The 25,472-nt window shown below is 39.2% G+C and carries 24 protein-coding genes; 12 read left to right on the top strand and 12 right to left on the bottom strand.

What is annotated here, in order from left to right:
- Positions 1-15: 15 nt before the first annotated feature.
- The 3 genes from F886_RS01600 to F886_RS01590 form a co-directional block, all read right to left on the bottom strand.
- On the bottom strand, positions 16-783 hold the full coding sequence (locus F886_RS01600; RefSeq protein WP_005300589.1) for a transporter: 768 nt from the start codon (positions 781-783) through the stop codon (positions 16-18).
- 12 nt (positions 784-795) lie between these two features.
- Positions 796-1,341 (bottom strand): ankyrin repeat domain-containing protein, encoded by a 546-nt coding sequence (locus F886_RS01595; protein ID WP_004790092.1) that lies wholly within the window; start codon positions 1,339-1,341, stop codon positions 796-798.
- Positions 1,342-1,494: 153 nt separating this feature from the next.
- Positions 1,495-1,845 carry an HPF/RaiA family ribosome-associated protein gene (locus F886_RS01590; RefSeq protein WP_001019316.1) on the bottom strand — a complete coding sequence of 117 codons (351 nt, stop codon included), beginning with the start codon at positions 1,843-1,845 and terminating at the stop codon, positions 1,495-1,497.
- A gap of 252 nt (positions 1,846-2,097) precedes the next feature.
- Here F886_RS01590 and puuE point away from each other — a divergent pair, with 252 nt between their 5' ends.
- The 5 genes from puuE to F886_RS01565 all read left to right on the top strand — a co-directional run bounded on the left by puuE (position 2,098) and on the right by F886_RS01565 (position 6,226).
- Positions 2,098-3,063 (top strand): allantoinase PuuE, encoded by a 966-nt coding sequence (gene puuE, locus F886_RS01585; RefSeq protein WP_005300585.1) that lies wholly within the window; start codon positions 2,098-2,100, stop codon positions 3,061-3,063.
- A 100-nt stretch (positions 3,064-3,163) separates the two neighbouring features.
- Positions 3,164-3,667, top strand: coding sequence for a 2-oxo-4-hydroxy-4-carboxy-5-ureidoimidazoline decarboxylase (uraD, locus tag F886_RS01580; RefSeq protein ID WP_005300582.1), 504 nt, complete (start codon positions 3,164-3,166; stop codon positions 3,665-3,667).
- Positions 3,664-3,987, top strand: a complete 324-nt coding sequence (uraH, locus tag F886_RS01575) for a hydroxyisourate hydrolase (protein WP_005300580.1) — start codon at positions 3,664-3,666, stop codon at positions 3,985-3,987. Before uraD ends, uraH begins: the two co-directional genes overlap by 4 nt.
- A 24-nt stretch (positions 3,988-4,011) precedes the next feature.
- Complete coding sequence (locus F886_RS01570) at positions 4,012-5,379, top strand: nucleobase:cation symporter-2 family protein (RefSeq protein ID WP_005300577.1); 1,368 nt, start codon at positions 4,012-4,014, stop codon at positions 5,377-5,379.
- Between the two features lie 121 nt (positions 5,380-5,500).
- Positions 5,501-6,226 carry an outer membrane protein OmpK gene (locus tag F886_RS01565; RefSeq protein ID WP_005300575.1) on the top strand — a complete coding sequence of 242 codons (726 nt, stop codon included), beginning with the start codon at positions 5,501-5,503 and terminating at the stop codon, positions 6,224-6,226.
- Between the two features lie 52 nt (positions 6,227-6,278).
- Here the strand turns inward: F886_RS01565 and hpxO are convergent, their stop codons facing one another.
- Positions 6,279-7,436: an FAD-dependent urate hydroxylase HpxO gene (gene hpxO / locus F886_RS01560; protein WP_005300572.1), complete on the bottom strand. Its 1,158-nt coding sequence runs from the start codon at positions 7,434-7,436 to the stop codon at positions 6,279-6,281.
- 199 nt (positions 7,437-7,635) lie between these two features.
- Between hpxO and alc the strand changes: the two genes are divergently transcribed.
- Together alc and F886_RS01550 are read left to right on the top strand one after the other, a co-directional pair.
- On the top strand, positions 7,636-8,646 hold the full coding sequence (gene alc, locus F886_RS01555; protein ID WP_005300569.1) for an allantoicase: 1,011 nt from the start codon (positions 7,636-7,638) through the stop codon (positions 8,644-8,646).
- Entirely contained in the window at positions 8,643-9,146 is a 504-nt protein-coding gene (locus F886_RS01550; protein WP_005300567.1) for an ureidoglycolate lyase, read from the top strand. The genes alc and F886_RS01550 overlap by 4 nt, the downstream gene beginning before the upstream one ends.
- Positions 9,147-9,268: 122 nt before the next feature.
- On the opposite strand, the gene parE is transcribed toward F886_RS01550, so the two are convergent.
- Positions 9,269-11,152, bottom strand: a complete 1,884-nt coding sequence (gene parE / locus F886_RS01545) for a DNA topoisomerase IV subunit B (protein ID WP_005300564.1) — start codon at positions 11,150-11,152, stop codon at positions 9,269-9,271.
- A 14-nt stretch (positions 11,153-11,166) separates the two neighbouring features.
- The gene (locus F886_RS01540) at positions 11,167-11,748 is read right to left on the bottom strand and encodes a YqiA/YcfP family alpha/beta fold hydrolase (protein ID WP_005300561.1); all 582 of its coding nucleotides are present in this window, start codon (positions 11,746-11,748) and stop codon (positions 11,167-11,169) included.
- Positions 11,749-11,958: 210 nt separating this feature from the next.
- Between F886_RS01540 and F886_RS01535 the strand changes: the two genes are divergently transcribed.
- Entirely contained in the window at positions 11,959-13,302 is a 1,344-nt protein-coding gene (locus tag F886_RS01535; protein ID WP_005300558.1) for an alpha/beta fold hydrolase, read from the top strand.
- 68 nt (positions 13,303-13,370) lie between these two features.
- On the opposite strand, the gene F886_RS01530 is transcribed toward F886_RS01535, so the two are convergent.
- The 6 genes from F886_RS01530 to gshA all read right to left on the bottom strand — a co-directional run bounded on the left by F886_RS01530 (position 13,371) and on the right by gshA (position 21,548).
- Positions 13,371-13,727 carry a DUF5991 domain-containing protein gene (locus F886_RS01530; RefSeq protein WP_005300556.1) on the bottom strand — a complete coding sequence of 119 codons (357 nt, stop codon included), beginning with the start codon at positions 13,725-13,727 and terminating at the stop codon, positions 13,371-13,373.
- A gap of 1 nt (position 13,728) precedes the next feature.
- Positions 13,729-14,187, bottom strand: coding sequence for a hypothetical protein (locus F886_RS01525; RefSeq protein WP_005300554.1), 459 nt, complete (start codon positions 14,185-14,187; stop codon positions 13,729-13,731).
- Between the two features lie 21 nt (positions 14,188-14,208).
- Positions 14,209-15,957: a LysM peptidoglycan-binding domain-containing protein gene (locus F886_RS01520; RefSeq protein ID WP_005300551.1), complete on the bottom strand. Its 1,749-nt coding sequence runs from the start codon at positions 15,955-15,957 to the stop codon at positions 14,209-14,211.
- An 11-nt stretch (positions 15,958-15,968) separates the two neighbouring features.
- A complete protein-coding gene (locus F886_RS01515) occupies positions 15,969-19,274 on the bottom strand; it encodes a type VI secretion system Vgr family protein (RefSeq protein WP_005300547.1) in 3,306 nt (1,101 codons plus the stop codon).
- Between the two features lie 164 nt (positions 19,275-19,438).
- On the bottom strand, positions 19,439-19,954 hold the full coding sequence (locus tag F886_RS01510) for a disulfide bond formation protein B (RefSeq protein ID WP_005300544.1): 516 nt from the start codon (positions 19,952-19,954) through the stop codon (positions 19,439-19,441).
- A gap of 16 nt (positions 19,955-19,970) precedes the next feature.
- Positions 19,971-21,548 (bottom strand): glutamate--cysteine ligase, encoded by a 1,578-nt coding sequence (gshA, locus tag F886_RS01505; RefSeq protein WP_005300539.1) that lies wholly within the window; start codon positions 21,546-21,548, stop codon positions 19,971-19,973.
- A gap of 168 nt (positions 21,549-21,716) precedes the next feature.
- Between gshA and F886_RS01500 the strand changes: the two genes are divergently transcribed.
- From F886_RS01500 to F886_RS01485, 4 genes are read left to right on the top strand one after another with little or no spacing between them, the layout of a single operon-like run.
- Positions 21,717-22,256, top strand: coding sequence for a DUF924 family protein (locus F886_RS01500; RefSeq protein WP_005300536.1), 540 nt, complete (start codon positions 21,717-21,719; stop codon positions 22,254-22,256).
- Between the two features lie 59 nt (positions 22,257-22,315).
- Positions 22,316-22,879 carry a CC0125/CC1285 family lipoprotein gene (locus tag F886_RS01495; protein WP_005300533.1) on the top strand — a complete coding sequence of 188 codons (564 nt, stop codon included), beginning with the start codon at positions 22,316-22,318 and terminating at the stop codon, positions 22,877-22,879.
- Positions 22,880-22,892: 13 nt separating this feature from the next.
- Positions 22,893-24,203 (top strand): DUF445 domain-containing protein, encoded by a 1,311-nt coding sequence (locus F886_RS01490; protein ID WP_005300530.1) that lies wholly within the window; start codon positions 22,893-22,895, stop codon positions 24,201-24,203.
- Positions 24,204-24,231: 28 nt separating this feature from the next.
- Positions 24,232-25,386 (top strand): pyridoxal phosphate-dependent aminotransferase, encoded by a 1,155-nt coding sequence (locus tag F886_RS01485; protein WP_005300527.1) that lies wholly within the window; start codon positions 24,232-24,234, stop codon positions 25,384-25,386.
- Positions 25,387-25,472: the final 86 nt, after the last annotated feature.

Here is a 25,472-nt window from a genome sequence, read left to right as displayed (position 1 = left end):
TTTAAATTGCTTCGATTAGAACAAGAACGCCACGCCTAAGCCACCGTTGTAGCTCTTATCTTGACCTTCTAAATCGACCCCGATACTTGCGTCAAGCTGAGTACGATTATTTACAGCGTAAACTAAACCTGTACCTAAACCGTATTCATAGTCTTGGCTTTCAGCTTTACGGTAAATGAATTCAGAATATCCAGAAAGTTTACCAGCGATCTTATAGTTGATTGCTGGAATTGCAGTCACAGCCCAATTACTGTTTTGCACTTCGTAACGCATGGTAATTGAGGTATCAATCAAGTCATCATATTTATAAGCCACTGCTGAGCTTAGGCTATAAATATCATCATGCGCAGTAAATTCATCATTACCAGTTGCAATGACAGCCTGAGCTAACACAGCCATTGATAAGTTTTCATCATCGAGATCAATTGCTTTTTTCAAACCGATGCTTACATCACCAAAGCCTGAATTGTCAGTTTTTTTACCAGCACGTTTGGTTTGAGTCCATGCTGGACCTTGCCAACCTAATTGTAATTCTAAGCCATCAGCCAAACCTGTACGGAATAGCATATCTTCATTTACAGTTACGGTCTTTTCTTTAACGCCATCGACAGTCGACTCTGTATAAGTCGCACTAGGTAAACCTTGTTCCCAAGCTAACTTACCCACTGGTGTAATACCTGTTCCGAAGCCTGCTCCAGGACGGTCAAAGGAAAACTCTGCTGCGAAAGTACTTCCGGCAGCAACAGTTGTAAGGGCAAAAGTTAAAATTTGTACTATTTTCATTTTAATGTCCAATCAAGTAGTTAATTCTTTTGTCATTTTAGCCCCATGACGGCGCAATAACTCTAATGTTTCACGCTCTTCTTCAAGTGATTCTGACCAATCTATTTCATCAAAATCACAATCAAAGAACAACTGACTGATTGAAGATAAAACGGTGAGTCCTTCTTCATCACGTGAGTTTGGATCAACTTTTTCATCGAGTAAACGTTGAACAGCTGGAGCACATGCCGAGCTTGCAGCATCCCATAACGGACCATAAAACTCTTCTGCATCCCAAAGGTGTACATTGGCTTTAGCTTGAATTAGGGCTTCAAGAATATCGAGATAAACTTGTAATGCTTGTTGCTTCTCTTCTTTTGATAATGGTGTACCTGCTTCATAAGCTTCCGATACATTTTCCCACCATTTAAAAATTCCGTCACAGATAATTGATACAGGTGGTCCTTGCTCCGGATCAATAAAGTTCGGATCAAGTCCGTCAGCAAGTAATTTCTGCACTTGCGCGAGTTCTAATTCTTCTATGGCTTTAATTAAAGCTTGCTGCTGGGTGGTTAACATGACCATCTCTCAAAAATATATTAGGGCTATTATGCCTAATCTCTTCTCCAGATTTTAGAGGTTGATTGCATCGCATTGCAAACCTAATGTTGTGAATAGTTTTATTTTCATCAAATATAAAAAAAGCCCCGAAGGGCTTTTTAGCATTTTCAATTAAACTTCATCATCAATGAATTCTGGTTGCCCACCTCTCGGGTGTTCTTTTTTCTCAAAAGTATGTTCGAGGCTACGTTTTAATTTTTCAATCGCGCCATGAATTGAAGCGTCAATATTTCCTGCTTTATGGTGCACTGCAACCGGTTTTAAACCTGAAGGACGCGCTTCAATCATACAGTGGATATCTTTGTCACCACCTTTGTCCCCATTTTCATCACTAAAATGAACCGAAAAATGCGTAATACGTTCGCTATGACGTTGGAATTCTTGAGTAAGTTCTGCACGTACATAAGTAATTAAACGTTCGCTGTTATGGATGTTTTTATCTGTGCGGATTTCAATATTCATAAATACCATCCTCTCTTTCTTACTGTGGATCTTTTCTATGCAAAACTTTTTTATGTTGGCATGTTTTAAGCATGCATGAACTGACTTCAATTGTACATTTTGATGGTGTAATGGTTTGTTATCTCCTGACTTAAACGTACTGGTTTTAATTTATTTTGAAGATCTTCATATCTTCAATATCAGTCCATCTATAAAAATATGCAAGCTGATTTTTTAAATATTTATGAAAAATTGAACAAAAGGAGAGCAATCGTGTCCAAATCTTATCTATCTGGAGCCGAGCTCATTGAGCAAATTCAAAAGTCTCCTTATTCACGTGATTTGATCGGTTATCACGGACAGCCTCCACAAGTTAAATGGCCTAACAATGCCAAGATTGCAGTGCAATTTGTTCTTAATTATGAAGAAGGTGGCGAAAAACATATTGAGCACGGCGATGATGGCTCAGAACAGTTTTTATCGGAGATTATTGGTGCTGCAAGTTACCCAGCCAAACATATGTCGATGGACTCGATGTACGAATATGGTTCACGTGCTGGTTTTTGGCGCATTCATAATGAATTCCAAAAGCGCAAACTTCCAATGACCATTTTTGGAGTTGCAATGGCACTTGTCCGCAATCCTTATATTGTAGAGGCGATTAAGCAAGCTGATTATGATGTCGTTTCTCATGGTTACCGTTGGCTTCACTATCAAGATACTGATATTGAGTTAGAAAAACAGCATATAGAACAAGCTCTATCTGTTTTAGAAAACTTGTTTGGAAATAAAGTGATCGGTTGGTACACCGGACGTGATAGCCCTAATACACGTCAATTACTTGCAGAATTCCCGCAAATTCAATACGACTCTGATTATTATGGCGATGATCTGCCTTTTTGGACGACTCTCACCAATGCTGCGGGTGCATCACGTCCTCATCTGATTATTCCGTATACTCTGGAATGTAACGATATGAAATTCTGCTCACCGGGTGGATTTAATAGTTCAGAACAATTTTTTCAATATTTAAAAGATAGTTTTGATGTGCTGTATGCAGAGGGAGAAAATGCACCAAAAATGATGTCGATTGGAATGCATTGCCGTATTTTAGGGCGCCCAGGCCGTTTTAAAGCACTACAAAAGTTTCTCGACTATATTCAAATGCACGATCGAGTCTGGATATGTAGTCGTCAAGACATTGCTGAACATTGGTATAAAAATCACATAACTAAATAATTGATTTTTTAATTTTCCAAATTCATAAGCGAATCATGAACCCCTCTTGGCACTGTTATTGCTAAAACTCTGTATCACGACAACGAGTTTAGGAATAACAGTGTTTTTAGCCGAGTTTAATCAAGCCCCACCCGAACAACTCAAGACTTTGTTAAAAAACTGTGTCCACATTCCAGCATGGGCCGAGAAAATCACTTCAGGACGTCCCTATTCATCAAAAGCATCTCTTTTAGAGCATGCAGAAAATTTAAGTCAAATGTGGTCATGGCAAGACATTGAAACTGCTTTAGCAACCCATCCAAAAATTGGTGAACGACAAGCAAAAAAACAACTCAATGCAAAAGAGCAACATTTTTCAAATCAGGAACAAGCTGGCATTTCTTTAGATGAACAAACGCAACAAGCGCTGCTACAAGGCAACCTCGATTATGAACAAAAGTTTGGCTTTATTTTTTTAATTAAAGCAGCGGGCCTCAGTAGCGATGAGATTTTAAAAAAGCTACAAGAACGTTTACAACATGACTTAGCTATCGAAAAAGTAATTGTACATCAGCAACTCTCAGCGATTGCTCTATTACGTCTATCTCAGGAAATACAAGCATGATCAGCACTCATATTTTAGATACGAATTTAGGCAAACCAGCTGCACAAGTAGAAGTGAAGTTGTTTCATGCAGAAACCCATGAGTTGATTGCAACCGCAACCACTAATCCAGACGGTCGAGTGGGTGATTTTGAAATAACAGACTTTGCAGCAGGTGCTTATCAACTTGAATTTGAGATTGCGCCTTATTTTTCATCGCAGCAAATTAAAACTTTTTTCCCACGTGTTTGTATTCAATTTTTTGTAGAAGACATCAATCAGCATTATCACATTCCATTACTGATCAGCCCGTTTGCTTACTCCACTTATCGCGGTAGTTAATTCAATTATAAATAGGAGAAAAATATGAATCATCAGCAAAAAAATGCGATTTCTCCAGAGCATGAATATTTAGGAATTTCCAAAAGTTTTGCTTACGGCTTACAGCATGTGCTGACCATGTATGGTGGCATTGTAGCCCCGCCACTTATTATTGGAACAGCAGCTGGCTTAAGCTCAGCACAAGTCGGAATGCTCATTGCAGCTGCCCTATTTGTTGGGGGATTGGCGACACTGATTCAAACCATTGGAACGAAATATCTAGGCGCAAAATTACCTCTGGTACAGGGCGTATCTTTTGCTGGCGTGGCTACCATGGTAGCCATTATTACTACAGGTGGCGGATTACCTGCTGTCTACGGTGCGGTGATTGTCGCATCTCTGATTGGACTGTGCCTTGCGCCTTACTTTTCAAAAATTATTCGTTTTTTCCCACCCGTTGTGACCGGATGCGTCATCACCATTATTGGGCTATCTCTGTTACCCGTTGCGATTCGCTGGATGATGGGTGGCAACAACAAAGCACCTGACTGGGGTAGCGTAGAAAATATCTCTTTAGCCTTACTAACCTTAGGTATTGTGATTGTTCTAAATATGCTGCCGCAAGCAAGCATTCGCCGCTTATCAATTTTGTTGGCTATTGCTGCTGGCACCACCCTCGCCTACTTTATGGGTTTTGGTGATTTTAGTCAGGTCAGTTCAGGCGCATGGCTCCAATTCCCACACTTATTTGCATTTGGTTTACCGACTTTCGAGCTTAGTGCAATCTTGTCGATGTTGATTGTAACCTTGGTCATTATGACTGAAACCACAGCCGATATTATTGCTGTCGGAGACATTGTAGGAACTGAAGTCGATTCGAAACGGATCGCCAATGGCGTACGTGCCGATATGTTTTCGAGTGCTTTTGCGCCTATTTTTGGTTCGTTCATGCAAAGTGCTTTTGCCCAAAATGTTGGGTTAGTTGCAATTACTGGCATCAAAAGCCGATTTGTAGTCGCAGCCGGTGGTGTCATTCTCATTATTTTGGGACTACTCCCCATTATGGGTCGTTTGATTGCCGCGATTCCAATGCCCGTACTTGGTGGTGCAGGTTTGGTCTTGTTTGGGTCAGTTGCAGCGAGTGGAATTCGCACTTTGGCAAAAATAGATTATAACGATCAGAAAAATTTGATTATTGTCGCGACCGCTTTATCAGCAGGGATGATCCCAATTATTAACCATGAATTTTATGCTCATTTTCCAGTTTGGGTACAAACTTTGTTCCATTCGGGCATTAGTTCAACATGTATCTTTGCTATCTTGTTGAATTTATTATTTAATCATTTACCCTCATTTCGCGGCTCGCGTACCCCACATTTAAGCCAAACAATAAACACAAGAAATACTCATTAAAGATTTAGTTTTTAGCGCCCCACTTCGGTGGGCTTTTTTTTAACCGTTGATCAAATTTGGCTTCATTTTTGCTTAAGACCCTGTATCCTTAGCGTGCTTTATTTGGGGGGAGATCATTTAAATGCAATTAAAGCAACTTGCGGCGACTTGTGCCTTGTTATCTGCAACTGCCATGGTTCAGGCAAAACCAATTTGGCAAGATTTTAGTGTGACTGGACTTTATGGTGAGAACTATGAAGTTGTAGATGACAAAGAAACCACGATTACTTTGGAATATGCTGCGAAAGTTAAATACGCTGATGTATTTTTCTTCATGGACCGCATGCGCGGTGAAAATGACCACAAGAGTACTTACTTTGAGTTATCACCACGTTTAAGCTTAGGCGAAGTGTCTGGGAAAAAACTGGCGTATGGTCCAATTAAAGATGTGTTAATTAGTACCACTTGGGAAAGTAACAGTGAAAACGGCAATAACTTCGACAACTTCCTTTATGGTTTTGCAGTTGACTTAGATATCCCATATTTCCAATATGCGAATTTAAACTTCTACCGCGCGAATAATGAGAAAACTGACGACGATTATCAAATGACATTCGTTTACGGTGTTCCATTAAAATTAGGATCTGAAGATTTCTTGGTAGATGGTTTCCTTGACTGGTCAACTGCTGAAGGCGACCATGCCAGCGAGTTGAACTGGACAACACAATGGAAATGGAATGTAGGTAAACACATTTCTCCTGACACACGTCTATACCTCGGTATTGAGCATTCTGTGTGGAATAACAAATTCGGTATTAAAGGTGCAGACGAAAATAACGTCAGCGCATTGGTTAAATACCACTTCTAAAATTATGATTTAGAAGATAAAACAGCAAGGAAAATTCCTTGCTGTTTTTGTTTTAATCGAGTGGATTACCTACAATATTGCTAATAATTCCCTGCATAATATGTCCGCCTTGTTCACGGCGTAATTCTGCATACCACGCTTGAGTAACGCTTTCATCTTTCATATGAGTCACATCACAGCGTTTACGCGCACGAAGTACCAACTCATTTGCACGTTCATTACGCTTGTTTTGATAGCGACGTAAAGCATCTTCGACACCTAAAGTGTTAATTTGCAGAGAACGTGCTAAATAAATCGCATCTTCCATTGCTTGGCAACCGCCTTGACCAATATCAGGTGTCGTGCTGTGTGCAGCATCACCCAAAATCACCACACGACCTTTATAAAATTGTGTAAACGGTTCAATGTCATGGATTTCTACCCGATTGGTCTTTTGCGGGTCTAAGCGCTCAATGAGTTGCTGTACTGGCAAACACCAATCCGCAAAATATTGTTTTAAAAGTTTTTTATAGTCATCACGATCATTGTCTAGACCTACTGGCAAAGGCACATCTAAAAAGAAATAGAACTTGCCATCTGCAACTGGCATTAAAGAAGCTCGCTTGCCTTCCCCCACATAAGTCGTCCATTGCTGAGCTGGGGCTAAATCTTCAGATATTTCAACCAAGCCATTCCAGTTCACATAACCCGCATAACGGCGCTGTACTTGTTGGCCCAAAACATAGGTTCGTGTAAGTGAGTGAGTACCGTCAGCCCCAATTAATAGATCAGCCTGCGTTGAACTGCCATCTGCAAAATGGACCTCAACAAAATCAGCTTTGTCTTCAAGGCTAACCATTTTTTTGCCTAAATAAATCTGATCTCTGCCAAATTCATCCATCAGCATATTTTGTAAATCGGCACGTGCAACTGGATAAGGTCTTTGGCCTACTTCTTCAATTAATGGTAGTAAACTGAATTGTGTCATCACATCTCCAGTTAGACCATCCACATAGGCCAAATCATCCATTTGTCCACCAAGTTTGGCAATTTTGTCAGTTAATCCCAGATAGTTTAGACATTTCACACCATTCGACCACAGCGAAATTGCAGCGCCAACTGGAAGAATCTTTTCAGTTTGCTCAAAAATACGAACTTGGTGACCAAATTTTTTTAATGCAATGCCTGTGGTTAGACCTCCCATTCCCGCACCAATAATCACCACATTCATAACACGCTCCTATAGATATTCACCTATAGAGTGCTTATGCTAAAAACATGCCATCCTTCAAAATTTATTTAGCTTTTCCACAAAACTGGCATGCACCATGCTTATATATTTAGGTGTAAAACTCGTCTCAGCACGCTCCGTGTTGGCGCAGTTTTAAATGAAAAATCATGTTTTTAACAAGAAATACGGATAATCCACTATGGCAACATTGCACGCCCCAGCATTTGAACTTCCTGAAATTTTGAATACGAAAACCAATTTGGCTGATGCCCGAATTGGTGCACAAGTCATTGAGTGTTCAGATGATTTCTTTGCAGAAGCAAAGCGTATGCTGCAATTTGATGCACCTATTTTTGTTGAAGATAAATTTGATGATAACGGCAAATGGATGGACGGTTGGGAAACGCGTCGTAAACGTCACGCAGGTTATGACTGGTGCATTGTGAAACTTGGTGTGACTGGAAAAATCAGTGCACTTGATATTGATACCAGCTTTTTTACAGGAAATTATCCTGCATCTGCATCATTAGAAGCATGTTATGCACCAAATGGTGACCTTACAGGGGCAAAATGGGAGAGTCTTTTAGGAAATACGGAACTCGGCCCAAGCCAGCATCATATTTTTATGGTCAATAATGATGCACTTTTCACTCATATACGCCTCAATATTTTCCCAGATGGTGGTATTGCCCGTTTACGTGTCTATGGAGACGTTCATATTCAGGTGACTGATAGCGAGCAAACTCTTGATTTATTAGCCCTTGAAAATGGTGGCCGCGTAGTTGCCTATAGCGATGCGCACTTTGGACATCCGCGTAATTTGATTAACCCCGGTCGTGGCGTCAACATGGGCGATGGATGGGAAACCAAACGCCGCCGAGCTCCGGGTTATGACTGGTGTATTCTTTCGTTAGGTAAAAGCGGAAAAATTGAGAAACTTGAAATTGATACGGCTCACTTTAAAGGGAACTTCCCTGCCCAAGTATCCATTCAAGCGGTTTACCTTGAAAATGCTACCGATGCACAGCTGATTCCACAAAGTATGTTCTGGTCTTATTTACTTGAAGCTCAACCGATGCAAATGGACCATATTCATGAATATGTGAATGAGATTTTACAGCATGAAAAAATCTCTCATATTCGCATTAACATGATTCCAGACGGTGGTATTAGTCGTGTTCGTTTATGGGGAAAAATTGCCAAGCCATGATCATGAAGAATGTTCAAATTCAGCCTTTAACAATTGAAAACTTTCAGTCCTTCGGAGAGGTCATCTGTTGCGACGGGCATGACTTTTTTCATATTAACGATGCCCACACCGAGCGCTACCATGCGCTCGTTGAAACTGAAATTGAAGGGGAAGCAAAGGCAGGAATTAGTATTTTCCGTAATATTAAGGCCAGTGTACTACCTCTGGAAATTTCAATGCTAGAGCGCCATCCCAAGGGGTCTCAGGCATTTATTCCATTACAGCAACAAAAGTTTTTAATTATTGTCGCGCCCGCTTTAGACGAGAATACTCCCGACATTTCAAAGCTATGTGCATTTGTTTCAAATGGGAAGCAAAGTATCAATTATCGGGCAGGCACATGGCATCATCCTTTGCTTACCTTTGAGGCACCAAGTGATTTTGCAGTGGTAGATCGAATTGGAGGTGGAGCGAATTGTGATATTTTTCAATTTCCACAGACTATAAAAATTACGACCTAAATTAGAATATACAGATCTGTCTATTTTAATTTTATGGCAAAAACCGTTGTGGTGATTTCCAATAACTTAGTTTTACATAAAAAAATCCCCGCCTATTGAGCGGGGATTTTTTTAATTCTATTTTAAACAGTGATATCAGCTAGGTTACCCTTCTGCTCAAGCCACTGCTTACGATCTGCCGAGCGTTTTTTCGCAAGCAATTTATCGAGTAAACCAGCTGTAAAATGAGCATCATCTAGATCGAGCTGAACTAAACGACGCGTGTTTGGATCCATGGTCGTTTCACGTAGCTGAATCGCGTTCATCTCACCCAATCCTTTGAATCGGGTAATTTGCGGATTACGATTACCTTTGATATTTTTCAAAATAGTTTCAAGTTCATCATCATCAAGTGCGTAATGGACATCTTTACCAATATCGATACGGAATAAGGGTGGCATTGCCACATACAAATGCCCTTCTTCAACCAATGTTGGGAAATGTTTTACGAATAAAGCACAAAGCAACGTCGCAATGTGTAAACCGTCCGAGTCCGCATCGGCCAAAATACAGATTTTGCCATAACGCAGCTCTGATAAATCATCACTGCCAGGGTCTACACCAATCGCAATCGCAATGTCGTGAACCTCTTGAGAAGCGAGTACTTCATCTGAAGAAACTTCCCACGTATTTAAGATTTTTCCACGAATTGGCATGATTGCCTGAAAGTTTTTATCGCGCGCTTGCTTGGCACTACCGCCAGCAGAGTCACCCTCGACAATAAATAACTCACTGTCCTCACGTGTTTGACCAACACAATCTGCCAATTTACCCGGCAATGCAGGGCCGGAAACAATTTTTTTACGCTCGACTTTCTTTGCTGCTTTTAAACGACGACCAGCTTTAGAAATCGCCATTTCTGCCAATTGCATGGCAATTTCAGCATGTTGGTTTAGCCAGAGTGAAAAAGCATCTTTAGCAATATTTAAAACAATATTTGATGCTTCACGACTCGAAAGACGCTCTTTGGTTTGACCTGAAAACTGCGGTTCTTGGAACTTGAGCGACAAGATATAGTTCACGCCATCCCAAACATCTTCTGCCGAAAGTTTAAGATTACGCGGTAACAAGTTACGCAATTCACAGAACTCACGTAACGCCTCGGTCACGCCTGAACGTAAACCGTTCACATGCGTACCGCCTTGTGCAGTTGGAATCAAGTTGACGTAACTTTCTTGAACCTGCTCACCGCCTTCTACATTCCAGCAAATCGCAAACTCACAGGCTGCGCGGTCTGCTTGTCCACTACTTACAAATGCAGGGTTTGGCAAAATTTCGCGGTCTTGTAATTCATCCATCAAATAATCGACGAGGCCATTTTCAAACTGCCATTCGATTTTTTCATCATTAATTTGATCGATATAAATAATTTTTAAACCAGCTGCTAATACAGCTTTCGCTTTTAAATTATGTTTGAGTGCTTTTAACGCAAATTTTGGACTATCAAAATATTTCGCTTCCGGCCAAAAATGTACCGTTGTACCTGTCGCGCGTTTTGGAGCTTTACCTTCGAGAACGGCTAAAGGTGCTACGGGTTCACCTTGCTCAAAGGCCATTTGATATAGGTTACCCTGGCGTTGAACCTCGACCTCAACACGTGTTGATAAAGCGTTTACAACCGAAATACCCACACCATGCAAACCACCTGAAAACTGGTAGTTATCGGTGCTGAATTTACCGCCCGCATGCAGCTTGGTCAGAATGATTTCGATACCACTTTGGCCATATTCAGGGTGAATATCCACTGGCATACCACGGCCATTATCTTCAACAGACAATGAACCATCTTTATAAACTGTGACACATATTTTGTCGGCATGACCAGCTAATGCTTCATCAACAGCATTATCAATAACTTCTTGGGCTAAATGGTTAGGTCGAGTCGTATCGGTATACATCCCTGGACGACGACGAACAGGGTCTAAACCAGAAAGGACTTCAAGCGATTGAGCCGTATATTGTGTCACGTTGTACGTTTTCCTTATTTGATGGTGTGCGCAAAGAATTCGATCACTAACGGTAATTTTTCTTCAAAATCTTCCATAGCATGATTGCCATGAGCATCCGTCAAAATCAATGAGGATGGCGTTGCAGCACTATAATAGCGTTGTGCTTGACGATAATCCAAAATTTCGTCGCCTTGTTGCAACAAGACGAGTATTTTGTCAGCATTTTCAGGTTGTTTCAGTTCCAAGTGTTGTAATTGTCGCAACTGAATATGGTCAATTGACCATTGATCATTCACCACATAGGGCATGCTTTCAACTTGGAATAACTCATCAAACAACTTCCATGGTTGCATAGCAGGATTAATCAGTACAGCCGGAATGTTATATTTCGCGACAAAATATGTCGCAAAAAAACCACCGAGACTACTACCAACTAAAGCCACGTCTTGCAACGATTCAATCAGCGCTGAAACTTGCTCTACCACTAGATTAGGAGATCTATTTAGGTCTGGCAAATGCACATTTATGCCTAATTCGCTACAATACTGCTTCAGGCTTAGCCCTTTAATTGAAGAAGAGCTACTATTAAAGCCATGGAGGTAGATAATATTCATATATTTCCCTCTAAATTGAGAATAAACTCACATTTTTGTTCTCAGTTTGTATATAAAAACACTATTGTCAGACAAGAAAAACCACTCAACTAACCATTCATCAGTATTTTAAAAACATGTGTTATTTAAACTACTAAGATGGAAACGTTTACTGCCGTTGATAAAAAGTACAGCTTAAAACGTCGGTTATAACGTATATGGGGAAAAGATATGCCGAGCTTAACACCACTACATGAAACTTATTGTAAATGGGATCGTACGCCACCGAGTCAGGCAGACGTACTAGAAGGTTTAGCTCAACTGTTCAGTACCAGCTTAAATGGTGTACATGAATTAATACAAGTTATTAATATTGAAGTATTAAAAAATGCTTTTGGTGTAAGCACACAAAATGCTAAAAACTTTCAAAAACGACCATTTGTACAAAAGGCATATCAATTTTCTTATGGCGCATTACAAAAATATGGTAGCCACTTTTTAGCGCCAAGCTTACGTCATATTATTGAAAAATATCCCACACTTCACGAAAAACCACTCACCCCGAGCTTACATTTTTTAGTCGGAATTTTGAATGGAATTTTTGGGGATTACCTACTTAAACAACATAGTCCACTCGCTTTACCAATGGTGCTATACGATCACTACGGTGCAATACAACAAGGGGAACTTGCAGGACGTATTGTAATTTTGGTTCATGGTTTGTGTATGAATCATCTGAGTTGGTCAAATGCACATTATGGTGGTATTGGGGAGCGTCTGTTAGCACAGCGCGACCATAACACGATGCTGTATTTAAACTACAATACAGGTCGACGTATTTCAGCCAATGGGCGCAGTTTTTCAAATTTATTAGAAGACTTGGTACAACGTAATCCAAGAATTACCAGTATTGATATCATTGGTCATAGTATGGGTGGACTGGTTTCTCGTAGCGCCTTGTTTTATGGCAAACAAAATATGTATCAATGGATTCATATGGTCGAGAATCTAGTATGCATTGGCTCTCCACATCATGGTGCAGTGTTAGAGCGCTTTGGCTTTACCATACAAGATAAGCTTGGGGCCTTCCCTTTTGTGGGTTTACTCGGTCAACTGGTTAATATTCGTAGTAATGGCATTTTAGACTTACGCCACGGTAGCGTTCGTGATGACGACTGGGAATATATGGATGCCCGAATTGGCATGATGGATGATAACCGTGCCCCAGCTCCGTTACCTTCCCATATCAATACCTTTTTAGTGGCAGGCACACTCGAATTTGAAAAAGTACGCAACAAAGCACTCACCGTAATTGGCGACTACTTGGTGAGTGTGAAAAGCGCGCTAGGCGAACATCCAAATCCACGTTTTCAGCTCAAAGTTCCAGACTCTCATAAAGCTGTATTTTATGGCTTAAATCACTTTGAAATTCAGTATCACTCGAGTGTTGCGGAACAGATTACTCGCTGGCTATATCCTAATGTTAATGATTATGTGCAAGAAGGTATTCAAACTCATATTATTGATATGCCGAACTATACGCTCGAAGATTTAGAAGGAATTGTAGAGACGTAAAAAAAGCCCAACTTAAGTTGGGCTTTTTTACAGAATCTGAAAATATTTTAAAAAGAGCTCTATAACTATTATTTATCTTTAAAAAATAAGTTGTCTTTACTATCTAAAACTTCATCAGAATAAAGATAGTATTTTCCTTTATTAAAAACTACTTTTCCTAACTTTTCACCACTTTGAACATTAAAGAAATATAGCTCGTTATTTTTCTCTTTTACTTTGCACATATAGGATTTATCAACCTGAAAACCTATAATAGAGTACACACATTTTTTTGGTGCTAATGTTAAAGTTGACTCTATCGTCGCAACATTTCCACTAGGTAGCTCCTCTGAACTATAATAATGATAAGTACCATTCCATATTTCTGTATTTGCAAATGTATGATTAGCAAATAGTAAAATTAAGAACAATATTGAATATTTCATGTTATTTCCGCAGCATTTTAATTAAATCACTTCCATCATCATATTTTATATTTTCTATTTTTTTACAAGAAGACTCTTTATTAATAACAAAGTTAATAAATTCCGAGTATTGATGATATTCAACTTTCACTGTTACTAAATTATCCGTATCCTGTAATATCTTATATTTATTAGGAGTATCTTGAGAATGAATTAAAATATTAAAATCAATATTACAAACCCCATTATTTCTTGCACTACACTCTTGATCTTTTATAAGTAAATTTGTAAGGTTTTTATCGAAAAAATTACTTAAGGTTTTTCTATTTTTATTTTCAACAACCTCATCGCTATTAATAGGAAATTTATTGTATAAATCTGTAATTAGAACTTTTGAAGTATTGTAACATTCAGCTTCTTTTGCGGAAGCGCAACCAGATAAAAGGCTTAAACATAAAATTTCTAAAATTAAAAGTTTCATTAAAATCTCCTATTTAACAAATTACATTCTAAAATATCTGTAGTTAACATGATCACTATAAATTCTATGACCTTTTTGTTTAAAATCAGAAATCCATTGGCTACCATCATAGCCTGCAATATGGCCATATTGATGCTTATCAGTTTTGGTGATGATATAAATATCACCTAATTGAGGTTTATTAAACTCTTCAGGTATTTCTTTATAACCTATTTTTTTGAGAGTTGGCCCCCAATCTGATGCTGCGATAGGATGTCCTGAAGTGTCGGCTCCCCCAGCCTCTAATGCAATTCTTACATATTTTGCACATTGATGTTGACTTTTTTCTTTAGCTCTCTTTCTTAAAATTTCAGCAAATTTTTCCAAATTAATTTTCTGAGTATTTTTTACCTCAGTATGATTTATGTATGCACAATTATAATTTTTCTCTAAATTTTGACTTTTTATACCTTCGGTTAAATGTTTTTTAATTTCTTGTTCAACCTCCCAAACTTTAGTTGAACCATTTTTAAATCCTTGTTTAATAACTTTTTTGCCATCCCGTTTATATTCATCATTCTCTTTCATAAAACTAGGATTTTGGTGATATGGGCTTTCTAAAAATTTTTTAGAAGTTACTTCTGCATCTTTAGGTGCCGCATACACAATATCTTCATCTTCTAATCGATTTTCTTTGACATTTTTAGGATAATTCACCCATAAATATAATCCAGTTAGAGTTTTAATCTTTGTATGAGCAGAATTTAGTTTATAGTATTTTTCCACATAATCTAATTGTTGTACGGCTGACATTTTTGCTAAATCAGATCTTTTAACTTTTAAATCAATTGAAGCAAATTTTCCGAATTGGATAAGACCAACATAACCACCTTTAGCATCATCTGTTAATTTTTTGCTGACAAAAGTTCCAATTTTTGGACTAAAAGTACCGGCAGACTCTAAATGCATAACAGCCATTAATTGACTTGCCATATTCTCTGAATCATTAGGCCACAAATTTTGTGCTATTTTTATAACTCTTTTCCTAAATTCACAACTAACTTTAGATCCCCAAGCCAAATTATATTGTTTACAAATACATGGTGAAGTTGCATTAGTAGCAACTTTCATTGGTTTTCCTGACTCTTTTGTATATTCATCAGTTATATCTTTTGACTCTATTCTTTTTTGAGGTTTATCTGAAGTATTTTTATTATTATTTTCATGTGAATTTACTTTCTGAGTAGAAGATGATTTATTATTTTCATGCTTAGATTGATTGTTATCAGGATTTTTTTTGGTATCACTCGATGCACCTTTATATGGAATTTTAATAATTTGTCCAACATCTATATGATCAGGATTTTTTAATTTATTTAAATTTACAATTTCACTAATTTTACAATTAAATCGATGAGAAATTGAAGATAAATTTTCTCCTTTTTTTACTTTATGCGTTAAATATCTATAATTACCAGGTTTATTCGTTGATTTTGCTAAGGTAATATTATCTAATAGTATTTTTGATGATGTTACTCTTACTATCTCCTTTTTATAAACAATAGTGTGTCTAACTTTTTCTTTCAAATCACCTGTTATAATATTTTTTAAATATACATAAAGAGTATCACCTACATCTCTACTTATCATTACTGTTAAGCCATTACTATTCGTCATTCCAGAAGCAATAGTTACACCCTTTTCATTCTTAATAACATGATATAAATTAGGTATGTTATTAGCAGTAAATAATTCAACAAACCTAAACTGAATTAAACCTTTCTTATTCATTTTCTCTCCCCTTAATTAGAATTATTATTTAAGTTAGAATCATTTTGGATTTCATAATCATCAAAATCCTCAAACTCTTCTGTTTCTTTATGCCACTTATCAGCACTATATCCCACTAAAACCTTCATTTTATCAGGGGTACTACTCTTGAATCTTTCTGTTCTTCCTAAATCATCTAAATTCCCTTGCGTAACTCTTTGATTTTCAAAAAGTGCGCTATATTTAATATTTTCGAAATCACTCCATTGAAAAATCTTATACAAATCAATTCTATTACTATAATCAAAAGAACTAGGTAACTCAGGAACCTCATAAGAAACCTTAGCCCCACCCGTAAACAAATGCTGCCCAGCTTTACTTTCAAACTTACCGCCTGTTGTTGAAAATACGCCATCCGCATTAATTTTGAGCTGTGATCCACCTGCTGTTAGTACAATTTCTTTTGGACTCGTAAGCTCGATTTTTTCTTCTGTAGAAATGAGCTTGATGACCTTCTTGGCAATCGCTTCAATAGCATCATCTTGCGCTTGTAGTTCGAGCTTTCCTTTTGCTGCATAAGCGCGGAAACCCTTTTGTGCAGCAAACAAGCTGATTTTGTCTTGTGCATGCCCAATGATATTTTTCTGTGCGCTTAAATTAATTGAACCGCTGGCACTTTCAGCAATATCTTGTGAAGCTTGCAGAATAATATTTTCAGGTGTCGTTAAAGCAATACCATTTGGCGATGCTAATAACATCAGAGCTTGCCTAAAGATTTTGCCTTGTTCTTGCTGTTTACTATCGGAACTGCTTTCTAAACCTTGGGTATAACCCTCCATAAAGCCTTGCAAAGAACTCAACGCTTTTGATGGTGATACTTCTAATTTACTGCCTTTACTAAATGTTCCACATACACTCATCATGTCAAAGTCTTTAGTCTCGACATTCCCTAAGACTTTTCCGACCTCTTTAATACTTTCAAATGGATTTTTATGAATCCGATCTTTAATGCTGGCAAGTTTTCCTTTAACGATGTCAGCGCCATGTTCTTCAACATTTTCGATGAACGCTTTTAAATTCTCTACCGCATCTTTAGCATCGGTAAAGAAAGCGTTAAATTCGTCTACAACACCTTTTGTATCGCCACCTAGAGCACCCATGTCTTGAATAAAGCCACCGCAGTCTTTTAATGCGTGAATAGGGTCGTTATTAATGCCTTCCTTAAATAGGTTTACTGTACTATTTAATGCCTGCCCTGTGGTTTTTAGCTCAAGAGACTGGATAAATTTGGGTAATCGATTAATCACATTCAAAGCATCAGTTTGTTGCTTGGCCGCAACTTCACTGAGCATTTTCATGCTGTCATAACCTTGTGAAAGTAAAGATTGTGCTTGTGCAGCTTCTAAATGGTCTGCAATTGCCTGCTCTTGCGCATAGGTACTAATGAGCATGCCTTTGCCTGCACGCACAGCGCCCCAAGCATCTGTTCTCAGCTCAAAACCTTCTCCACGTCCTTGGCTCGTCGCTTGTTCTTTCGGATGGCTTAAGTTACCTAAGTTCAGTTGCGTCGCTGCATGACTACTTTGTAGTTGGGTACTGATTTGCCCTGTTGTGTCATCAAAACGTAATTGGTTAAAACCACTACCGCTGATTTCCTGACTGCGAATCCCGCTTAGTTTTTTAGTCGCAGGAAGCTGCCCTTTTACATCGAACTTGGTTGGCGAACGGTGCGCTTCATGGATACGCCCCGTCACGAATGGACGATCAATATTGCCATCAAAGAAGTCTATGACAACCACTTCACCAATACGTGGTAAAAACCGTGCTCCATAGCCTTCGCCAGCCCAAGGAGTCAGTACATCGACCCAAGCCGAATCAGTATCGTTGTCATTGCTCCCTGCACCACCGTCATGTCCATGATCATCACTACGGGTAAATAGAAAACGTACTTTTATACGACCCCATTCATCGACATGAATGGTCTCTCCCTCTGGCCCCACGACTTTCGCTCTTTGTGGGTAGGCAATTGGTCGATGCTGTTCTGGATGATATTCAGGTGCAGTTTTAATTTGACGGCGTATTAAGGTCAGCTCATTACCTTGGCGCTCAATATCTTCATAACCATGTTTATCCCAACGACTTTGGGTTAACAACTGGCTAACTTGCTGATGCAAATCTTTCGGTAGGTTATTTTGGTTATAGAAATTTTTAGCAATGATGAGGAACTCTTGATCAGCCCCATCATGCTGATCAATTTCTGGATGCTCCTGTAGATTAAACCAATAACCAACTTGGCTATCACGGACACTACTATAGGCCTTAAAGTATTTGGCCTGACTCGCATACATATTAGTGAAGTGCTGATTTAATTTCTCTAGCTGATTACCACTTGAAGCAGTGGCTTGATCTTCCCCTTTTAAATCTTGCATCCAAGCTGGGCTCATGTGCCATGCTTGTTCAAGGCTCAAACTCGCTGAATCAAACTGCTCTGAATGTATGTGTGTAGTAATAACTGAACCTACACCTTCTTCGTGTGCCAGAGCATCGGGTTGCCAGCGCTGCACATGTACTGCTGTCGGTTGCAGAGTCCGCACTGCTATAAAACCCGTAATGCTATCTTGATATTCTGTCGCACTACTGCGGTGATAACGGATGCTGCGTCGTTCTAAAGCTTGGTACTGGCTATTGTCATCAATGAGTCTTAGTTTTTGAGCATGTATTGGCACAGTAAAATGAGGTACAAAAAGTTCGGCTTCATCAATTAGCCAGCTAACGCCTTCACTTCGCCATAAGCGTGTCAGAAAGTCATAATCAGACTCATTGTGCTGCATGATAAATGGGCGAATATCATAACTCTGACTTAACCCACTAAGATCGAGACTTAAACTTGTCGCAAAAAGCTGACTTTTTTCTTGCCACTCTTTAAATAAAACTTCCGTGACTTCAATAATACTTTTATTCATAAAAACACGACTATTACGGCGCTTGTGCCATAAATTTGTCGCGTCTTTTAAGGTCAGTTTATAAAGCGTTAAAGCACCGTCACTCTGACCATAACTAGCTTCGGTCACAATACCTGTAGTTCGAAATAATTGTCCTGAATCAGTGACCTGATCAACAGCAACCTGTACCCCTATAAATTGCTTCAATGCAATTTGGGCACTCGTCGAAAGACAAATTAACTCAGCTTCAACTCCCCCATTTAGCTGGTGTTGGCCTTCGATACGCTGTAAAAAAACTTGGTTATTGAGTAGTTCATTAGAAAATTGCACGTGAATCGCACGTTTCTGTGCACTTAACCCTATTTTTTCCAAAACATTAAAGATATTAAAAAACATTTTTTATAATCATAAGGATATAAAACGGCTGCACTTTATAAAAAACAGACCTATCTGTCTACATCATTATTCTTTTTTTCAATTTGTTTTTTTATAGTTTGATTAATTATAAAACAATAAAAAAAGCCCAACATAATATTGAGCTTTTTTTAATCTGTTTAAACTTACTTTTTAGCAGTCTTAAACACTGGATAAAAACGGAATAACTGCCATAAACAGACCAGTAAGAGCAAAACGAAATAAACCAATGACCAAACTGGTAAAGACTGACCTAAAAAGGTCCAGTCAATAGCTGCACACTCACCTGAACCAGAAAGCACTTCTTGCAAAACTGCTTTCATAGGTAAAGCATCAATTAAATAATTTAAACCCGGTCCACAACTCGGTACTTGATCTGCTGGTAAATGCTGTATCCAAACATGACGCCCTGCGACACCGACTGACCATAAAATTGCGATGCCAGCCAAAAATGCATAAAAGCGTTTAATCGCATTGGAAACAGGGTTATGCAAAAAAGCGACGAGCGCCACAAAACCCATCGCCATTAAGCCAACACGTTGAAAAATACAGAGCGGACATGGCTCTAAACCTTTTACATGTTCCAGATACAACGCAAAAGACATGCCGACAATACTTGCTAAAACAAGTAGCCCACTCACCAAACGGTAACTTAATCGCATGTAAAACCTCGTTTTATTATCGATATTGTTCAAGATATTGATCAAAACTGACCTGAGTATCTTGCTCAAGTTGTTCTTGCTGCTGTAACGACTGTGCAGCCAATTGTTCAAAATGTTTCAAGGTTTCCACACTAAGCTCATGCTCTTCATAACTTTCAGCATGTAATTGCGCCATGTGGCTACCAAAACTCCAAGTTCCACCATGCTTTAACGTATCGTCAATAACATGGGCAGATAAAGTCTCATCAACTTCATCAATTCGTGCTTGCATGATCGCTAATGCTGAACCATACAAGTCCGTTGCATAGGTCTGATCGAGTAGCTGTGCACAATCTTGCATTTTTGCAATATATAAACGTGCCCAATCTTCGATGTGATATGACCCTGTTAAATCTGTAATGGTTGCGTTCGGTGCTCGACCTCGGTTTACCACCTCGGTCTGATTTTTCTCAACCAAGTCTTGCTCAGGACCTAACAAGTCTGGACTATCACTTAACAGACAATAAAGTGCTAACACTTCAAGGAAGCCTGCCGTTGTTTCATCAACGCCAATTGCCGAGTATGGGTTTACATCAACAGCACGTAGCTCAACATATCCCACTCCTCGATTTTTCAAGGCTTGAGACGGCGTTTCACCTTTTTGAGGCACCTGTTTTGGGCGTACGAGACTGTAATATTCATTCTCGATCTGCAAAACATGATCATTAATTTGCAGCGGCTCACCAGAGGCATCATTTAACCCTAAACGGCTAAATGGTGGGTAAGGAGAATGAACGGCTTTTTGTAAACCATCCAGATAGCCAGTCAAATTGTTGTAATGAATACCCAAGCTTTTTTGAGCTGAGTTTTGATAGCCCAATCGTCCCATACGGAGTGCTGTAGCATACGGTAAATAGTATGAACCTTTGATTAAAGGCAACAACTGATGTTTATGTCCAGTTAAGAAACAACGACATACTGTTGGGCTAGCGCCCACTAAAAACATAACTAACGGTGTTAAACGGATAAAATTACGAATAAGACCAAAATAACGATGGCTACGATAATCCTGCAAACTTAATGATTTTAATTGTTCGTCAGTTTCATGAGCTTGTAGCTCGGCAAAAAGCGTATCTGGAAAAGATAAATTGTAATGCACACCTGAAATGGTCTGCATACGGCGACCATATCGAATTCCCAGCCCACGGCGGTATAGTGTTTTAAAACGACCAATATTAGAGGTGCCATATTGTGCTAGACGAATCCGTTCTTCATTGTCATCTAACATACATGGCATAGATAACGGCCAGAGTTTCTCACCATTTTCTAAATGACGATGCACAACTGCATGAATATCGGTAAGCTCATTCAAAGCTTCACCAATGGTTGGCTTAGGTGAAGTAATAAACTCCATTAATGCTTCTGAATAATCAGTCGTAATTTGTGGATGTGTTAAAGCCGAACCCAATGCCTTTGGATGTAACTCTTGTGATAAGAACCCATTACTTTGCATACGTAGGCTTTCACGCTCTATTCCACGTAACATGCCTTGTAGTAGCGACGAATCCACCCAAGCAGGAATAACTGATTGAGAGGGTGTAGTGGGTTGACTCATGCATTTGCTCGCTTATTAAAGATCACTATATACAAAATCGTGAGATGATACGGCTATTTATATACTCACATCATTCCAGTTTGGCAATTTTTATCACAATCTTGTTATTTAAGACACGAAAGAATTGTGATTTTATTGAAGAATAATTGCTAAAGAGTTGTCAATATCATGAACGAACAAGACATTTTAAACTTCTGGTTTTCTCCTGAACACCGTTCACTTTGGTTTGCAAAAAGTGATGATTTTGACAAAAAAATCCGTGAAAATTTTTCTGACGTTCATCGACAGGCAACTCAAGCAGAACTGTGGTCTTGGCGAAAAACAGCGGAAGGCCGTTTGGCAGAGATTATTGTACTAGACCAGTTTTCTCGCAACATTTATCGTGATCAACCCGAATCTTTTGCCTATGACAGCTTGGCATTAGCTTTGGCACAAGAAACGATTAGCTTGCAACTCGATGCACAGCTTAATCCAGAGCAACGTTCTTTTTTATATATGCCGTTTATGCATAGTGAATCGAAGCTGATTCATGAGTTTGCCTTGAAACTCTTTCAACGCCTCGGCAATGAAATTAACTTAAGTTTTGAGAAAAAGCATAAAGTGATTATTGATCGCTTTGGACGCTATCCTCATCGAAATACCATTCTCGGACGTGTTTCCACTCCAGAGGAAACCGAATTTTTATTAGAACCGAACAGTAGTTTTTAAAACTTCTTAATTTTTAATGCTGAGTCATTTATTTTTTAATGCTTAGCTGGGAGTTCATCATGAAATATCTCTCTCTTTGTTTAGCATTAGGCACTGCCTTAACTTTAACTGCGTGTGCAACGACTCCAAGTAAACCAAAAACCTTTGATCAGCTTGGCCAGTTTTCAGCATATCCTCTAAATGCCCAAACATTCCGTATCAGTTTTCAAGCCGACCCAAATATGAGTTATGGCAGAGCTGAAGAAATTACCTTGGTGAAATCAGCACAAACGACGATACAAAAAGGTTTCCGCTTTTTTAAAGTGCAAAATGATCCAAGTAATCAGAGCCAGAAACCGCCACGTCAGGCTGTGGTTTATCCATCAGCTCCAAGCTTTTACCCATATGGTTATGGTCGTCGCTACCCAGGTTTCTGGCATGATCCGTTCTATGATTACCCACAAGTGGTCAATATCGACCCTGTTCAAGTGTCGTATACTATTGAATGTTATCGGGATCAGAAGCAGGCTCCTCAGGATGCTTTTGATGCAACCTTGATCTTGAAATCAATCGGACAAAAATATGGATTGAGTCCGACAGGAGAGCTGTTGCCACCGCCTGAGCCTCCAGTAAAACAAAAATGAATAGGATAAATTTATGAACATGGCAGAAGAAGTTCATCACGTGCCCAGTCTAAAACGTAGCAAATATTTTGCTACTCTAGCGCTTATTATTGTCGTTGTGCTGTGGATTGCACTGATGGTGGCTGATCGTTTTCTGCCAGAGTACACAGGTTTTATTCATATTTTAATGTTAGGGGCAGAAGCCGGTGTAGTCGGTGGTTTAGCCGACTGGTACGCGATTACAGTTCTGTTTCGGAACCCATTTGGTAAGTTACCAATTCCGAAGTTTTTACGCGACCATACCGAGATTATTCCACGCAACAAAGCACGCATTGCAGAGTCAATGGGCCGTTTTGTACAGGAAAATTTTCTTTCGCCTCAAATAGTAGAACGAAGCTTAGAAAAAACTGACTTAAGCCTCGCAATTGGTCAATGGTTAGCAAGCCCACAAAACAATACGCAAGTGGTACAGCTTATTCAGCAAACTGTTCCGAAAATTTTTGAGTTTGTTAGCCAAGATCAAATTGCCAACTTTGTGCAAAACAATAGTGTGCAATGGGTGCGTAATACCGAAGTCAATAAACTCGCAAGTGAAATGCTCCGCGCAGTATTGGAAAATGACTTCCACCAAGACGTTTTACAGCGTGGTCTCGATATCGCCCATGAGTGGGTGGTACAAAACCCAGATAAAACCCGTGAATTAACCCGAAAAATGTTTAAAGCGCTGGGTGTCTGGTCCCTTGCAAAAGGTGCAAGCTGGATTGGTATTGATGTTCAACAACGCACCATCGACTCACTCGTTGAAAAAGTAGAATCGATGCTGGCAGACCCTGAACACCCATGGCGACAGGAAATTGAAACCATTGCCCATTCGCTCATGCTTGAGCTAGCAAAACCAGACAGTGCTGCCAGCCAACGCCTAAACAGCGGTAAAGATGCCCTTTTAGACAGCCCTCAAGTCCTAAATTTCATCAGTGGTGCTGTCACCATTTTGTGTGATGCCATTAAAGAAGATTTAATGAAAAAAGACTCTGGCATTGCAATGAACCTAAGAGCGGCTATTCAACAACTAGGTGAAAACCTTGTTCAAAATACCAAGGTACGTGAAGTGCTAAACAAAGAAATGACAGGACTTGCGCTGACTTTTACAGATCAATATAGCCATAAAATCATACGCTATGTCAGTGAACGCATTCATGAATGGGATTCACGCGAAATGATCGGGAAAATTGAAAATGAAGTCGGTGGCGACCTACATATGATCCGAGTAAATGGCGTTGTAGTCGGTGCATTTATTGGTTTAACCCTCGGTGTAATTCGAGCAGTGATTGAATCAATTTTATAACTTTAAATATTTTTAATAAGAGAACAATATGCTACAGCTACAGTCAAAACTGGCCACTCAAGGCGTGACTATTTTTAGTACCATGACGGCAATGGCACATCGTTTAGGTGCTCTCAACCTGTCACAAGGCTTTCCAGATTTTCCGGCACCACAAGCCTTACTGGAAGCTTTATCTCAGGCGACTTTAGCTGGGCATAATCAATATCCACCTGGCGATGGTATTCTCGGTTTACGTGAACAGCTCGCTTTACAATTTCAGCAGCGTGATCAACTTCAACTTGACCCTGTAACGCAAATCACGATTACTCCCGGTGCAACCATTGCAATTTTTTGTGCCATACAGGCATGCATCAATGCAGGTGATGAAGTCATTATTTTTGACCCAAGTTATGACAGCTATGGCCCTTCTGTGCAATTAGCAGGCGGTAAAGCAGTTCATATCGCTCTTGAAGCTCCAGACTTTAAAGTGAACTGGCAGCAAGTTAAAGATTTGATTAATGACAAAACCCGTATGATTGTGGTGAATACTCCCCATAATCCAACAGGTACCATCTGGGCAAAACAGGATTGGTTAGAGCTTATTGCACTAATTCAAGATAAAAACATTGTGGTTTTATCCGATGAAGTCTATGAACACTTAGTCTTTGATGGTCAACAACACTTTAGTGCTTTGCATTTTCCAGAACTCAGAGAGCGTAGCTTTGTGATTGGGTCTTTTGGGAAAACCTTTCATGTGACCGGCTGGAAAACAGGTTATTGCGTTGCTTCACCTGAGCTAATGCGTTTATTCCGCCAGATTTACCAATATGCAAATTTCTGTGGCACGACGCCTTGTCAGATTGCTCTAGCGCAATATATGCAGCAACATCCAGAACATATTCAAGAGCTTTCGCAGTTTTACCAAACTAAGCGAGATCGTTTTAATCAGGCAATTCACAATAGCCGTTTTTTACTAAAACCATCTCAAGGTACCTATTTTCAGAACCTTGATTACAGTCAGATTAGACCTGACTTAAACGACGTAGAAATGTGCCAGTTTCTTGCCGAGCAACATAAAATTGTGGCTATTCCTGTTTCGGTTTTCTACCAGCAAGCGCCCGAGTCTTTACGCCTGATTCGCTTCTGCTTTGCTAAAAATGATGAAACATTGCAAAAAGCAGGAGAAGTCTTGAATGAATGTTAATAAATTTAGAAACTTAGCATAGTAAAACACTACAAGAAATTTCACCTAAATATGCTAAGTTGAATGTCTGCCCCGCTCATCAAAGA

Source organism: Acinetobacter sp. NIPH 542, from assembly GCF_000369825.1.
Classification (GTDB): Bacteria; Pseudomonadota; Gammaproteobacteria; order Pseudomonadales; family Moraxellaceae; genus Acinetobacter; species Acinetobacter oleivorans.
The sequence above is the reverse complement of the archived record's forward strand: the minus strand, read 5'-3'. Positions and strand labels throughout refer to the sequence as shown.